Source organism: Sinorhizobium sp. KGO-5 (assembly GCF_036245905.1).
GTDB lineage: Bacteria > Pseudomonadota > Alphaproteobacteria > Rhizobiales > Rhizobiaceae > Sinorhizobium > Sinorhizobium meliloti_A.
Genome location: NZ_BDIZ01000001.1, coordinates 1,401,376 through 1,415,064, shown reverse-complemented (window position 1 = coordinate 1,415,064; position 13,689 = coordinate 1,401,376). Strand labels below are relative to the sequence as shown.

Sequence of the window (13,689 nt, the reverse complement as noted above, 5' to 3'; positions counted from 1 at the left end):
ATGACGAGGAAAGCGGCAAAATTCGACGCAGATTCCGATGAGGTGCTGGCGCTCGGCCGCCAGCTCTGTTTCGCCGTCTACTCGGCGGCGCATGCCTTCAATCGCGCCTACAAGCCATTGCTCGACCGCTTCGGGCTGACCTATCCGCAATATCTCGTGTTGCTCACGCTCTGGCAGCAGGACCGCATGACGGTGAAACGAATCGGCGAAGAACTGGGCCTCGATTCAGGCACCCTTTCGCCTCTGCTCAAGCGGCTGGAAGCAGGCGGATATGTCCGCCGCGTACGCGATGCGGCGGACGAGCGGCAGGTGATCGTCAGCCTGACGGATGGCGGCCGGGAGCTGAAGGCCGAAGCCTTCGGTATTCTGCGCGACATCGGCAATGCATCAGGCTGCAGCCTGGAGGAGGTCGGCGAATTGCGCGACGCGCTGCACAGGCTGACGCAGCGGCTGGCCGGGAGTCGACACGAAAGCTGACAAGAGCACCTGAAGGAAAAGTGTGTACCGCTCTCCGTCCGGAAGTTCGGGTTCAAAGGGTTGAGTAGGTCGCGAACTATTCGCAAGCTGCTGTATGTCCTTGTCGAGCCACGGTCTCGGACGCCCACATCTACGGTTAGACCCGCAACGTCTCCCCCGCCCCCGGCGTTGTCGGGCAGGCCACGTACATCATGAAGACGCACGGCCTTGAAAATCCGAGGGTGATCGCGTACATCTTGAATGTGTACGATATACAAGGACAACGGAGATGCCCCGAGCTGCCGTAGATGACAATAAGCGCATGAATCTGCGGGTCTCGCCGGAAACGAAGGCCAAGCTCGTGCGCGCCGCTGCGTTGCGCGACACCGATCTAACCAACTTCGTTACGCAGACCGCCTTGCGTGAAGCCGAGGCCGTGATCGAGGCGGCCGATGTCGTGCGCTTGTCTGCGCGCGATCATGCGCGTGTGCTCGAACTGCTGGAAAATCCCCCCAAGCCCAACGCGAAGCTGCGGGCAGCGATAGCGGCGTTGCCTGATACTCTATGACGCTGCCGGTCTGGAACGAGGAAGCAATCGCGAAATCGCATGACCGCCAGTCCTTCGACTGTGGCGATCCCGCCATGAATGATTTTCTTCGACGCTTTGCGCGTCAAAGCCACGAACAGAATGCCTCAAAAACCTTCTGCGCGATCGATGTCGCCACGCCTAACCGCGTGCTCGGCTTCTACACGTTGGCCCCTTCTGCCGTGAAGCACGACGACGTGCCGGCGTCGATGACGCAGGGGTTGGCCCAGCACGAGGTCTCCGGGTTTAAGCTGGCGCGGATCGCCACCGATGTCAGCGTAGCGGGTCACGGCCTGGGCGGTCAGCTTCTTGCCGCCGCGGCGCTTCGCTGCTTGCGGGTCGCGTCCGAAGCCGGCGGCGTGCTGCTGATTATCGACGCCAAAGGCGAGCGTGCTGCGCGATGGTATGCCGGCTACGGAGCAGAGCCGCTTCAGAACCAGCCGCTCACGCTGGTCATGCCGTTGGTCACCTTCGCCGCCGATCTCAAGGCCAAGGGTCTTCTCTGACGGTCGTTCCGGCCTGTAGCTTTGGGCGGCCGGTTCGGGTTGTTTGATGCCCATACGATCGGGTGATGACGCAACGCTTTCGCTGGTCATCAAAACGCAGAAAGAAGCGATTTTCGCCGCAGAGATGAACGGCTCCTTCGTTACGCCCCCGCACAGGCCGTCAGATGACGAGGATCGGCGCCTTGTTGCGCACGCGATCGTAAAGATCGATCACGTCCTGATTGACCATGCGGACGCAACCGGAAGAGACCGCCTTGCCGATCGATTGCCATTCGGGCGTCCCGTGGACGCGATAGAGCGTATCCTGGCCGTTCTGGAAGATGTAGAGCGCGCGCGAGCCGAGCGGATTGTCGAGTCCCGGCGGCATGCCGCCATTATCGGCGGAATATTTCGCCAGTACCGGCTGACGGGCGATCATTTCGTTCGGCGGCGTCCACTTCGGCCATTTCTGCTTCCACTGGATCAGACCGCGGCCCGACCAGGCGAAGCCTTCGCGGCCTAACCCGACGCCATAGCGCATCGCCCGCCCGCCCGGCTGGACTAGGTACAGATAGCGGTCGGCCGTATCGACGACGATCGTGCCGGGGGCCTCACCGAAGGGATCGCCGACCTCCTGGCGATAGAAGCGCGGATCGATCTGTCTGAAGGGCACCTCCGGGATGAGAAAGCCGCCATCCTCCCGCGCCGCATAGATCTCCGCGTAATAGGCATCCTGCGGCGGCAGGCCGATCGGCCCCTCGCCGACCGGTCCCTCGAAGATCCCGCCCGGCGGCCCGTTCCAGCGGCTTTCGAGCGCAGGATTGCGGTAGACCGGCATCGTTTGCTCGCGGAAGCGGTCCGTATTCATCGAAGAGGTACAACCCGCAAGTCCGGCGGAGGCGATTGCCAAGCCGGATGTGCGGAGAAACTGACGTCGGGACAAGGCTGGCAGTGATGACATCTAACTCTAACGGGGTTGTGCTGCACGGAAAGAGTCCAGGTGCTCCATTCCGAGGGCCGGATCAAGGTGCTTCGAAAGTGAATCGTTGCGAAGCCGTCTCGAATGGTTATCGGCAAGTCGGAACGGGACGCAAGCGGAAACCGCTCCCTGTGGCACCAGATTGCATTTACGGCCGCTCGCGAACATCACGGCCGCTGGGAGGAAAGCAGCGCTTCGAAATCCTCGCCCGACAAGGGCTGGCTGAAGAAGTAGCCCTGGATCTCGTCGCAGCCGCTTTCTTTGAGAAACTCGACCTGGGCCTTTGTCTCGACACCCTCGGCAATGACGCGCAGGCCGAGCTTCTGTGCAAGCGAGATGATCGCGGATGTAATCGCCATGTCGTCGGCATCGTCCGGAATGTCCGTCACGAAGGACCGGTCGATCTTCAGCCGGCGCACCGGGAAGCGCTTGAGCGCGCTGAGGCTCGAATAGCCTGTCCCGAAATCGTCGATCGCAAGGTGCACGCCGATCGCCTCCAGCGCATGCATCGTGGCGATCGCCCCCGGCACGTCCTGCATGATCAGACTTTCGGTGAGCTCGAGTTCGAGGTAACGGGCCTCGAGGCCGGTCTCCTCCAAAACCGCCGCCACACGCGCCGCCCAGTTGCGCTCGCGGAACTGCCGCGCTGAAACGTTGACGCTGACGATCAGCGGCGGCAGACCGGCGTCCTGCCAGGCCTTCAGCTGGCGGCAGGCGGCGCGCAGGACCCAGTCTCCAATCGGGACGATCAGACCGGTTTCCTCGGCGAGCGGAATGAATGCCGCGGGCGAGATGATGCCGCGCACCGGGTGCTGCCAGCGCAACAGCGCCTCCGCAGCGAAGATGCGGCCGGTCTCGAGGCTCATCTGCGGTTGGAAATGCAGCAGGAACTCCTCCCGCGCAAGCGCCTCGCGAAGCTCTTCTTGCGACTGGAGTTTTTCATGGGCTCTGGCGGCCATCGCCTCGGTGAAGACCTGGATGTTGTTGCGGCCGAGCTCCTTGGCGCGATACATGGCCATGTCGGCATTGGCGAGAAGTTCGCCCGCCGTCGTGCCCTGGTTGGGGAAGCAGGCCACGCCCATGCTGCAGTTCACCTGCAGGGAGCGGCCCTGCAACTGCACCGGCATGGCGATTGCAGCGCGGATGTCCTCCAGCCGCGACAGAACGACGTCCCGCTCCTTCGGCAGGCCGTTCAGGAGGATGATGAACTCGTCGCCGCCGACGCGCACGACGGAATCGGACCTGCGCACGGCACCCCGCATGCGCCCGGCTACGACCTTCAGGAGCTCATCACCTGTGGCGTGCCCAAGGCTGTCATTGATCAGTTTGAAATCGTCGAGGTCGAGAAAGGCGAGCACGGCCCATTGATCCCGCTCGCGGATCTCCTCGAGCATGCCGGCGACCTGCTCCTCGAAAAGGACGCGGTTCGGCAGCCCCGTCAAGGCGTCGTGATGGGCCATGAAACCGATGCGGTCCTCCGCCCGCTTGCGCTCGATCGCTATTCCGGCGAGATGAGCGGCCATGGCAATCAGTTCCTGCTGCTGCTCGCTCGGCGTTCCAACCTCCTGCGCGTACAGCGCGAATGTCCCGAGCACATTGCGCTCGCGCGACAGGATGGGCGTGGACCAGCAGGAGCGGAGGCCGGAAGGCCCCAGGAGAGGCGCGTATTCCTCCCAGAGCGGATCGGCGAAGACGTCGGAAACGATCACCTGTTCGCCGCACCACGCAGCCGTTCCGCAGGAGCCGGCCGCAGGGCCGATCTCGACGCCATGGATGGCAGCGCAATAATCCGCGTCGAGGCTGGGGGCAGCGCCGTGCAGGAGATGCCCGCCATCCTCCGAAAGGAGCAGGATGGAGGCCTTGATCCCGGGCAGCAGCGCTTCGATCATCAGCACCAGCTCGTGGAAGAACTCACCAAGGGGCCTGCCCTTGGCGATCATTTCCAGCAACCGGGCCTGACCTTCGAGCAGGCGCTCCGCGGCCTTGCGATCGCTGATATCGCGCGAGATGCCGACGATACCGATGATCCCGCCGCTCTTGCTGCGCAAGGGCACTTTCGAGGTCATCAGCCAGCGATCGCGGCCCTTGGTCACGATGGCGCGTTCCTCGATGCCGAAGATCGGTTCGCCGGTTTCCAACACGCGTCGCTCGGTATCGGCGACGGCCTGGGCGAACTCGTGCGGGTGCAGATCGAAATCGGTCTTGCCGACGAGGTCTCGCAGGCATTCAAGGCCGTTGTCGGCGACCGTCGCCTCGTTGGCGATCAGGAAGCGCCCCGCCGTATCCTTCGCATAGATATAATCGGGAACGTGGTTGATCATCGCTTCGAGCCAGTAGTGGCGGTCGGCCATGTCGGGTTCGGGCGGAAAGAGACGCGCGACCTCGTCGGCAAGGCGGCTGCCGGCATCGATCAGCCGGCGCGTCTGCGCATTGTCGTCCGCGTTCAGGTCGGCATATCGGATGCTGCGGGACGTTTTTCTTGCCAAGCGAAACCTCCGAAGGAGCGGCGCTCGCGCAGATTTAGCGAAAAGAGGTTATGCTTCCCTAAACTCCACAGCGAAAAATCGTCTAAAGGTTGCGCGGAACCACTTCGCATCAAAAGAATTCATGCGACCTATCATTGCCGACGGCTTCTGCCGAGGACGGTGATGGCCTACAGCATGACCATGCAGGAGTTACAGCGATCTTTGCGCGTCTGTCCGACGCGCGCGCTGCAAGGAGCTGAACGACAATCGGAGGACGCGGGAAATGCTGACGATCTATGGAGTTTACCGTTCGCGCGCGTCGCGCAACTACTGGATGGCGGGGGAACTCGGCCTGCCCTTCCGGTCGGTGCCGGTTGTCCAGGCGCGCCGGGTCGCCGATCCGCTGGCCGCGGATGCCCCCCTCAATACGAAGTCGCCGGGCTTCCTCGCCATAAACCCGATGGGCCTCATACCCGCGATCGAGGATGACGGGTTGGTGCTGACCGAGTCGCTCGCCAACAATCTTTACCTCGCCCGCAAACACGGCGGACCACTGGCACCGGCCGATATCCGGGAGGAAGGGCAGATCGGCAACTGGACGATGTGGGCGGCGACCGAGGTCGAGCCGCATGCGGTGAAGATCGTTCTCGCCTATGACAACGGGATCGAGGACACGCCGGAAGGGCGGGCGGAGATCGCGGCCTGCGCCCGCTCCCTTGAAAAAGCCTTTTCCGTACTCGAAACGCACCTCGCCGATCGCGACTACGTTGTGGGTGACCGCTTTACCGTCGCGGACCTCAATCTTGCGGAGGTTTTCCGCTACACGATGAGCCAGACGGACCTTTTCGAAAGGCACCGCCAGGTCAAGGCCTGGCTGGCGCGCTGCCAATCCCGCCCCGCCTTCAAGGCGATGATGGAGGAACGGCTGAAGGAACCGGAATAAGGCACCTGGCTGGGTGAGCGAAGGCTCTTCTCATCCCGTCATCGCCGCGAGCTGCCGCATTCCGTCCTCCACTTCCTCGCGCACCCAGCGCTTGAAGGCGGCAGCGCCCTTGCTTTCGCGGCGTGAGACGGAGGTGACGAAGTAGTGCCCGAAGCCGGTCTTGGCGCGAATGCCGAACGGCGCCACGAGAGACCCCCTCAGCAGCGCGTATCCGGCAAGCGTCTGCCAGGCAAGCATTACCCCCTGCCCGGCAATCGCCGCATCGAGCGCCAGGGAAGCGTCGTTGAAGGTGTGACGCACCGTCATGGCCGCACCGGTGAGGCCGGCGGTCTTGAGCCATAGTTCCCAGGAAAACATTGCATGCGCATCGATCACCGCGGGCAGCTTCAGCATGTCCGCGGGCTCACGAAGTCCGGCGGCCAGTGCCGGCGAGCAGACCGGGAAGACCTCCTGCTCGAGCAGCAGTTCCGATCGCACGCCCGGCCAGCGGCCAGCCCCGACGCGGATGCCGAGATCGACATCGGAGGTCTCCAGATTGGCGAGCGTCGTGGTCGCGTCGATCCTCAGCCGGATATCCGGATTACGCTCGGCGAAGCGGTCCAGCCGGTAGACGAGCCAGCGCGCCGCAAAGACCGGCGCGACCGACACCGTCAATACCGAATCGTCACGACGGCGTGCCTGGGCGACTGCCTCGGCGAGCTCCCTGAACGCGCTCGACAATCGCGTCAGCAGCGCGCGCCCGCTATCTGAAACCACAAGCCCCCGCGGCGAGCGCTCGAAAAGCGTACGACCGAGTTGCGCCTCGGTCTTGGCAATCTGCTGGCTGACGGCGCCGGCGGTGACGCCGAGTTCCTCCGCCGCAGCGGCGAGCGAGCCCAGGCGGCCGACCGCCTCGGCCGCGCGCAATCCGTTCAGGTGAACCTTATTCAGGTCTTTCATATAGTTTTTCTAAACCGCTGCCCTCGCAATCTCAATTGCAAACTTCGACAAAGAGGTGGATTCTCCTCCAAAAGATTGAAGGGTTGAGCGGCCGGCGTGACCGGCTGCGCTACCCCAATCCGAGCTGAACGGTGACTGTATGCTGAAGTTTTTCTCAATACTGAAGCGCCCCGGGGCCTCGTCCGACAGTGTTCGAGGACTCGCCTCCGACTGGATGCGCGACCCTCTCCAGCATCCGGATCTCTTCCGTATGGGTGAACGCGAACTCGCGGATCTGCCGTTCCCCGGATGGCCTTGGCCGCGCACTGGGGCGGAGAACCTCTGCAACTGAGGGCGACCAACGCCCGTTTTAACGCTTCGGCTCCGCCGATCCGGGCCGATTGCCGTTACGACTGCACTTCAGCCAGAACCTTGGCGACGGCCGGGCGCTCGGCCATCCGGTTGCGATGGTCGAGGATTCGCGGAAACCGGGCCGGATCGACACCGTCCGACTCGAGCCAGCCGGCGATGGTGAAGAGATAGGGATCGGCGACCGAATAGGCGTCGCCCCTGACAAAGGGGCCGACGAACATCGTGCGCTCGATCAGCGCGAAGCAGTCGGCCATGTTCTGCGGCACCTTGGCCTTCATCGCCTCCTGCGCCGCCGGGTCGTCTGCCCACCGCGCGGCCCGGCGCGCATGGGCATGAGCGACGTGAACCGTCGAGCAGAGATAGCTCAGAAACGACTGCAGCCGCGCGAACTCGAAAGGATCGTCAAGCGGCGCAAGCCGCGCCTTCGGGAAGCTTTGGGCGATATAGGCGAGAATGGCCGGCGTCTCCGTCAGGATACCGCGGTCGGTCACGAGGGCGGGCACCCGCCCCTTGGGGTTGATGGTGAGGTAGTCCGGCTTGGTCTGCTCGGCTTTGGAAAAATCGACCCGATGCACTTCAAAGCCGGCACCGGCTTCCTCCAGCGCGATGTGCGAGGCAAGCGAGCAGGTTTCAGGCGTATAAAACAGTTTCAGCATCGTTCTTCCTCCCAAATTGCGCGGCTGACGGCGGCGCCGAAGCACAGAAGATCGAATCGCCGCGATTGACAAGTCCTGAGCGAGATCGCGTCAGGCGGCAAAGGCTTCCGTCACCCGCACGTCGCCGACGTGCATTCCGTTCCAGTTGCGCATCGCGTGATTGGCCTGAGCCATCAACGCCTCATGGATTTCGTCATCGTCCGAAAAGAAGCGCGCAAGCGTCGCGGCGACCATCGCCTCGGCGGCCCGGGTCGTGCCGTCCTCGCATTTCAGCGCGATGCCGATACCCTTTTCCGGTATCGCCGCACAGAATACGCCCTCGGCGCCGGTCTTCGCAAAAATGCGGCCGGGAGCCGTCTTCATCAGCCGCGTGCAAGCGCGCTTGGTGCCGGCGACGTAGAAGGGCTCTGCCATGCAGGCGTCGATCAGACGCTTCGAGGCCCGCGCCCGCTCCGTCCCGAGACCGACTCCGCTCGCCATCCTGGCAAATCCATGAGCAAGTCCTTTCATCGAGAGCGCGTAGGTGGGGATCGAGCAGCCGTCGACGCCGCAATTGTCGCGATCAAGAATCGCTCCGGTCAGCTCCGCCATGACGCCGCGGATTTCCCGCTGGATCGGGTGGTCATAGCCGATATAGCCTTTGACCTCGGTCCCGGAATGGCAGCAGGCGCAGACGAAGCCCGCATGCTTGCCCGAGCAGTTGTTGTGGAGCGCGCTCGGCGCTTCGAGTGAGCGGGCCTGGGCGATCAGCGTCTTCTGGTCGGAGGACCAATGGGCGCCGCACTCAAGCGCCTGGACGTCCCGCCCCGCAGCCGCCAGCATTTTGGCGGCGAGCGCTACATGTTCCGGCTCCCCCGAATGCGACGAGCAGGCCAGCGCCAACTCCCGATCGCCGAAACCGTAGGCGTCGCCGGCACCGCTTTCGATCAGCGGCAGGGCCTGCATTGCCTTGCAGGCGGAGCGCGGAAAGATATGAGCATCCGTTTGGCCAAGGGAAAACAGCATCTTTCCGTTGCCATCGACGGCGACGATCATGCCCCGATGGCGGCTTTCGACCAGATTTCCGCGCGTTACTTCGACCAGAACCGGATTCGACATCGGCTGCCCTCAATTTTCCAAGTTTCGGATATGCATCTATCAGGAATCCCACGGCAGAAAAGTCACCGCAGATGAAATTCCTCCGCAAGCTCTTTCTCGTTTTCGCCGTCGTCTACCTGCTTCCGGCGCTCGCCTCGGCGGGCCTGTGGTACCTCAAGGAGCGGCCGCAGAGCTGGCACGACGCGGACTGGTCGTCGTCAGGTATTCTGGCGGATGCGGCTGCGAGCCCGCAGGCGGCGATATACGTCTTCTCGGCGACCACTGGAGGCATGAAGGGCGCGGTGGCAAGCCACGCCTGGATCGTCACCAAAGACGAAGGGGCGCCTACCTATAACCGTTATGAAAAGGTCGGCTGGGGCAAGCCGATCCGCAAGAACGCCTATGCGGCCGACGGACGCTGGTATTCCAACGAGCCGCGCATCGTCGTGGCAGTCAGCGGCGAGGAAGCCAAGCGCCTGATCCCCAAGATCGAAACGGCGATCGAGGCTTATCCCTATTCTTCGCCGGGCGCCTATCGAATCTGGCCCGGGCCCAACTCCAACACTTTCGTCGCCCATGTCTTGCGATCGGTGCCGGAGCTCGACGTCGTGCTGCCGCCGGATGCGGTCGGGCGCGACTATCTGCCGGAGGGGAAACTGTTCCATGTCGATGCCGACGGTCGCGACCTGCATGCGACGCTTTACGGCCTCGCCGGCGTCTCGGCCGGCTGGCGCAGCGGGCTGGAACTGCACTTCATGGGACTGGTGGCGGGCTTCGACGTCGCGCGGCCCGGCATCAAGATTCCGGCACTCGGCCGCTTCGGAATCTGAGGGGATGGCACGCTGGCGGAAAACCGCACACATTTTTCCTCATCCCGCTCCATAGGAAAAGGGCCGCCCTGCGGCGGCCCTTCCATGAGCTTTGGCCTCACAATGGCCGGGTGCTGAGACCCTAAGGAAGGCGGCTATCAAGCCGAGGGCTGCCTCGACTCCTTCACCTCTCCCATGTCCATTACGAGGTCCGAAATCTCATTAGACATTGGATCACCTTCCTTTCTGTTCGTTGACGTTGATCCCAACGTAAGCGATCTTTGGGCCAATACAAGGGCGACCATCGTCTTATTGTCTTTTGCTACCCGATCCGCATCACGATCTTGCCGATATGATCGCCCTGCTCCATCAGCCGATGAGCGCCGGCAATCTCGGCGAAGGGCAGGATCGCCTGGATGACCGGCGCAACTTCGCCCCCTTCCAGCAGCGGCCAGACCTTTTCCGCCAGCCCGTCGCGGATTGCCTGCTTCTCGGCGGCGGTGCGCGGCCGGAGCAACGAACCCATTATCTGCAGGCGCTTCATGAGAATTGGCGCAATGTTGGCGTCCTCCACCCGGGCGCTACCGAGGAAGGCGATGATCGACAGGCGCCCGTCCTTGGCCAGGCTGCCGATGTTGCGATCGAAGTAGCGCCCGCCCACCATGTCGAGAATGACGTCGACCCCGCGACCGCCGGTTTCTTCCAGCACGACGGCCCTGAAATCCTCCTCACGATAATTGATCGCACGTTTCGCCCCGAGTGCCTCGCAGGCCTCGCACTTCGCAAGGTTGCCGGCGGTCGCGAAGACCTCTGCACCGAGTGCCTTGGCAAGCTGGATGGCGGTCGTGCCGATACCGCTGGATCCTCCATGGACAAGGAACGTTTCGCCGGCCTTCAGGCGGGCCATGTCGAAGACGTTGGCCCAGACCGTGAAGAAAGTCTCCGGCAAGGCTGCCGCCTTCGCGGCATCGTAGCCCTTGGGCCAGCGAAGGGCCTGCGTGGCGGGAACGGCGCAATATTCCGCGTAAGCGCCGCCATTGGCCAGAGCGCAGACCTTGTCGCCGGTCGAGAAGCCGGCCGCTCCCTCGCCGAGAGCAACCACTTCGCCTGCCACTTCGAGCCCGAGGATGGGGCTCGCCCCAGCGGGCAGCGGGTAGTCTCCCTTGCGCTGCAGGACGTCCGGCCGATTGATGCCGAAGGCTTCGACGCGGATCAGAATGTCGCCGGGCCGGACCTCAGGCATCGCCCCCCGCGCCAGCACCATATTCTCCGGCCCTCCGGGGCCAGGCAGATCGACATAGGTCATTTCTGTCGGAAGGGTCATGACGGCATCCTCGCAAAACGGTTCCGCCTATACCTATAGCCCTCTTGCCGTTCGGGAAAGTTCGTCGTGCATCCGCTGCTCAGGTCCGGTCCAGGGGCTCCATGACGAGGCCTTCTTCGCTCGCCTTGGCGCGCGCCTTTATCTCCGCGATCCGCTTGCTCACGGTCTGTCCGTCCGAGAGGACAAGGCCTTCCGGAAGCAAAAGCACCGCGATCGAACAGCGCATCAGGGGGAAAGCCTTCGTGGTGCCGTCGCGGCCATATCCGCTGATCCGTCCCGCCGACAGATGCTCGGGCGAATAGAGCTGGCGGACGTCCGAGCGAAAGTCGTCGATCAGACGTGAAAGGACGCCCCGGATATCCTCCTCGGTGGAACCGTCGATGCCGACGAAGAAATCGTCGCCTCCGACATGACCCAGGAACTTCCCTTCGCCAATGAAGTGGCGCCGCAGGAGCGCCGCAAAGAGCGTGATCGCGAGATCCCCCTTCTGGAAGCCGTAGGTATCGTTGAAGGGTTTGAAATCGTCGAAGTCGCAGTAGCAGAAGTAGCGGACCTGGTCGCCGTCCAGGATCGCGTGCTGGACATAATCGCGGATCGCGCGATTGCCGGGGAGGCCCGTCAACGGATTCTGCTCCTGGGCCGTCTTCAACTGCTTCTCGTTGATGATCTTCAGGAGCGACGAAGCGGAGAGAATGCCGGCATAGCGCATGTTCTCCGTGAGGATGACGCAGTCGCTCCCGTTCATGCCGGCGAAGATCTTGAGCATCTCGTCGGCGGGCGTGTCGAGATCGGCGATCGGCGCGGGCGTGACGAAATGCGAGATGCGGCGCTGATAGAGGCGGTTCTTCAGGAGGTCGCGGCCAAAGGGATGATAGATCATCTCCTTGACGTGATACTCGTGCAGGATGCCGCGCGGTTCGCCATTGGCATTCAGGACCGGAAAGAAAGCCTGGCGTGGATTGAGCCGGAAGAGGTCGAACACGGAATCGAGATCGTCGCTCTCCCTCGCTGCCGGAAGCTGCTCGATCTCCTTGCGGATCAGGATGCTGTCAAGGGTCGCAGACGGGCGCCGAGCGCCGGCCGCCTGTTCGAGATGAGCGTAGACGGCCTGCAGCTCCGTGACGTGCGTCGTCGGTCGGGCGATAAAGTAGCCCTGCATGAGGTCGCAACCGAGATCTCGGCAGACGAGAAACTCCGCCTCCGTCTCCACGCCCTCGGCGATGACCCGCGACCCGAGCACATGGGCCATGTTGACCGTATGCCGGACGAGGTGCCGCTTGCGGGGGTCCTTGTCTATATCGCAGATGAAGTGCCGGTCGATCTTCACATAGTCGACCGGCTGGTCGCAGAGCAGTTTCAAGCCGTTGAACCCCGCACCGAAATCGTCGATCGCGAGCTTGAATCCCGCAAGCCGCAGCTGCCGCACGAGCGCGGAAAAATCAGGCATCTTGCTGCTGTCGAAACGTTCCGACAGTTCGAAGCAAAGGGAGGACGGCGCGATATTCGCACGCTTCAAGTGGTTGACGAGGCGATCGACGATGTCGCCCTCGGCGCCGACGAGCCGCGCATCGAAATTGAGAAAGAGCGTGCGCGCCGAAAAGTCCGGGAGCGTGGCAAACGCGGCGACGGCGCGGCTGTTGATCAGGTGCTCGAGCGCGAGCAACTGCCCCGCGCTCTCGGCCCTGTCGAGCAATTCGACCGGCGAGGCAAAGCCCAGGCGCTCGAAACCGCGCATCAGGGATTCATAGCCGAACACCGCCCCGGTCGCCGCTTCCACTATCGGCTGGAGGGCATTTTCGATGACGAGTTTGGCAAGGGTCACGATCTGGTCGTCGCCGAAACGGCGAAGTGGCAGGATTTCTGCGGGGGCGGCCGACATGCCGGGCTCCAGGGATAGGACACACAAACGTGCGCCAGCATCGGAGCCAGGCGTCAACGAAATCTTTCGCGAATGTGAAAGTTTGATGAAGCTTCGGAAAAGCCTGCTCAGCCCCTTGCGAGAACCCCGAAGGCGATCGAGGCCAGCCCCTGCATGACGAGATCGACCGCCAGGAAAAGACCCAGTATCCAGAGGCTGTCGACCGGCCAGCCGGCAGCGATGATGAGGCCGGCTAGCAGGGTCACGAGGCCGCCGATGACCATCCACCCCCAGCCGCCAAGAGGACGAAGCCTGAACCCTACCCAGATGCGGGAGCAACCGGCGGCGATCAGCGCCACCGCCAGCAGAAATGTCAGCACCGAGGAGGCGAGGACAGGATTGATGAAAGCGAACAGGCCTGCCGCAGCATAGAAGGCACCGCTCAAGATCCAGTAAAGGACACTTCCCCAGTTTTTGACCTGAAAGGCGTGGGCGAGGTTGAGCAGGCCGCCGATCAGCATGATGAGACCGACGTAATAGACGGAGGCGACTGTCGCCATCAGCAGGTTTCCGAAGGCGATGCCGCCGCACATGATCAGAAGCACGCCGAGTGCGACGAACCACCCCCATTTTCCGGCAAGGGCCTCTCTGCCGGCGGGATCGAACGCGTGAACCATTTCAACCTCCAGTCATGCCTATGCGCATGGACGCCTCCCGCTGATTGAGCCGGATTTCCAAGCAAAAAGAAAGAGAAAAGCTCA

The 13,689-nt window shown here is 63.0% G+C and carries 13 protein-coding genes; 5 read left to right on the top strand and 8 right to left on the bottom strand.

Annotation, left to right across the window (positions count from 1 at the left end; all coding sequences use genetic code 11):
- From BHD07_RS06685 to BHD07_RS06675, 3 genes are all read left to right on the top strand, one after another.
- Positions 1-477, top strand: coding sequence for a MarR family winged helix-turn-helix transcriptional regulator (locus BHD07_RS06685; RefSeq protein WP_275596599.1), 477 nt, complete (start codon positions 1-3; stop codon positions 475-477).
- A gap of 268 nt (positions 478-745) precedes the next feature.
- Positions 746-1,024 carry a type II toxin-antitoxin system TacA family antitoxin gene (locus tag BHD07_RS06680; protein ID WP_100674542.1) on the top strand — a complete coding sequence of 93 codons (279 nt, stop codon included), beginning with the start codon at positions 746-748 and terminating at the stop codon, positions 1,022-1,024.
- Positions 1,021-1,548 (top strand): GNAT family N-acetyltransferase, encoded by a 528-nt coding sequence (locus BHD07_RS06675; RefSeq protein ID WP_338278560.1) that lies wholly within the window; start codon positions 1,021-1,023, stop codon positions 1,546-1,548. Before BHD07_RS06680 ends, BHD07_RS06675 begins: the two co-directional genes overlap by 4 nt.
- A gap of 160 nt (positions 1,549-1,708) precedes the next feature.
- On the opposite strand, the gene BHD07_RS06670 is transcribed toward BHD07_RS06675, so the two are convergent.
- Together BHD07_RS06670 and BHD07_RS06665 are read right to left on the bottom strand one after the other, a co-directional pair.
- A complete protein-coding gene (locus tag BHD07_RS06670) occupies positions 1,709-2,488 on the bottom strand; it encodes a L,D-transpeptidase family protein (protein WP_275596600.1) in 780 nt (259 codons plus the stop codon).
- Positions 2,489-2,673: 185 nt separating this feature from the next.
- Positions 2,674-4,992, bottom strand: a complete 2,319-nt coding sequence (locus BHD07_RS06665; protein WP_338278558.1) for a putative bifunctional diguanylate cyclase/phosphodiesterase — start codon at positions 4,990-4,992, stop codon at positions 2,674-2,676.
- 262 nt (positions 4,993-5,254) lie between these two features.
- On the opposite strand from BHD07_RS06665, the gene BHD07_RS06660 reads away from it, so the two are divergent.
- A complete protein-coding gene (locus tag BHD07_RS06660) occupies positions 5,255-5,914 on the top strand; it encodes a glutathione S-transferase family protein (RefSeq protein WP_338278556.1) in 660 nt (219 codons plus the stop codon).
- 30 nt (positions 5,915-5,944) lie between these two features.
- Here the strand turns inward: BHD07_RS06660 and BHD07_RS06655 are convergent, their stop codons facing one another.
- The 3 genes from BHD07_RS06655 to BHD07_RS06645 form a co-directional block, all read right to left on the bottom strand.
- Positions 5,945-6,853, bottom strand: a complete 909-nt coding sequence (locus BHD07_RS06655) for a LysR substrate-binding domain-containing protein (protein WP_338278554.1) — start codon at positions 6,851-6,853, stop codon at positions 5,945-5,947.
- A 386-nt stretch (positions 6,854-7,239) separates the two neighbouring features.
- Complete coding sequence (locus BHD07_RS06650; protein ID WP_338278552.1) at positions 7,240-7,860, bottom strand: glutathione S-transferase family protein; 621 nt, start codon at positions 7,858-7,860, stop codon at positions 7,240-7,242.
- A gap of 90 nt (positions 7,861-7,950) precedes the next feature.
- Positions 7,951-8,958 carry an asparaginase gene (locus tag BHD07_RS06645; RefSeq protein ID WP_338278550.1) on the bottom strand — a complete coding sequence of 336 codons (1,008 nt, stop codon included), beginning with the start codon at positions 8,956-8,958 and terminating at the stop codon, positions 7,951-7,953.
- A 71-nt stretch (positions 8,959-9,029) separates the two neighbouring features.
- Here BHD07_RS06645 and BHD07_RS06640 point away from each other — a divergent pair, with 71 nt between their 5' ends.
- Entirely contained in the window at positions 9,030-9,767 is a 738-nt protein-coding gene (locus BHD07_RS06640; protein WP_100674550.1) for a DUF3750 domain-containing protein, read from the top strand.
- A gap of 301 nt (positions 9,768-10,068) precedes the next feature.
- Here BHD07_RS06640 and BHD07_RS06635 read toward each other — a convergent pair whose 3' ends face one another.
- The 3 genes from BHD07_RS06635 to BHD07_RS06625 form a co-directional block, all read right to left on the bottom strand.
- Positions 10,069-11,070, bottom strand: coding sequence for an NAD(P)H-quinone oxidoreductase (locus tag BHD07_RS06635; protein ID WP_100674551.1), 1,002 nt, complete (start codon positions 11,068-11,070; stop codon positions 10,069-10,071).
- 79 nt (positions 11,071-11,149) lie between these two features.
- Positions 11,150-12,949 carry a GGDEF domain-containing protein gene (locus BHD07_RS06630; RefSeq protein ID WP_338278547.1) on the bottom strand — a complete coding sequence of 600 codons (1,800 nt, stop codon included), beginning with the start codon at positions 12,947-12,949 and terminating at the stop codon, positions 11,150-11,152.
- A 107-nt stretch (positions 12,950-13,056) separates the two neighbouring features.
- Positions 13,057-13,605: an HdeD family acid-resistance protein gene (locus BHD07_RS06625; protein WP_018094491.1), complete on the bottom strand. Its 549-nt coding sequence runs from the start codon at positions 13,603-13,605 to the stop codon at positions 13,057-13,059.
- Positions 13,606-13,689: the final 84 nt, after the last annotated feature.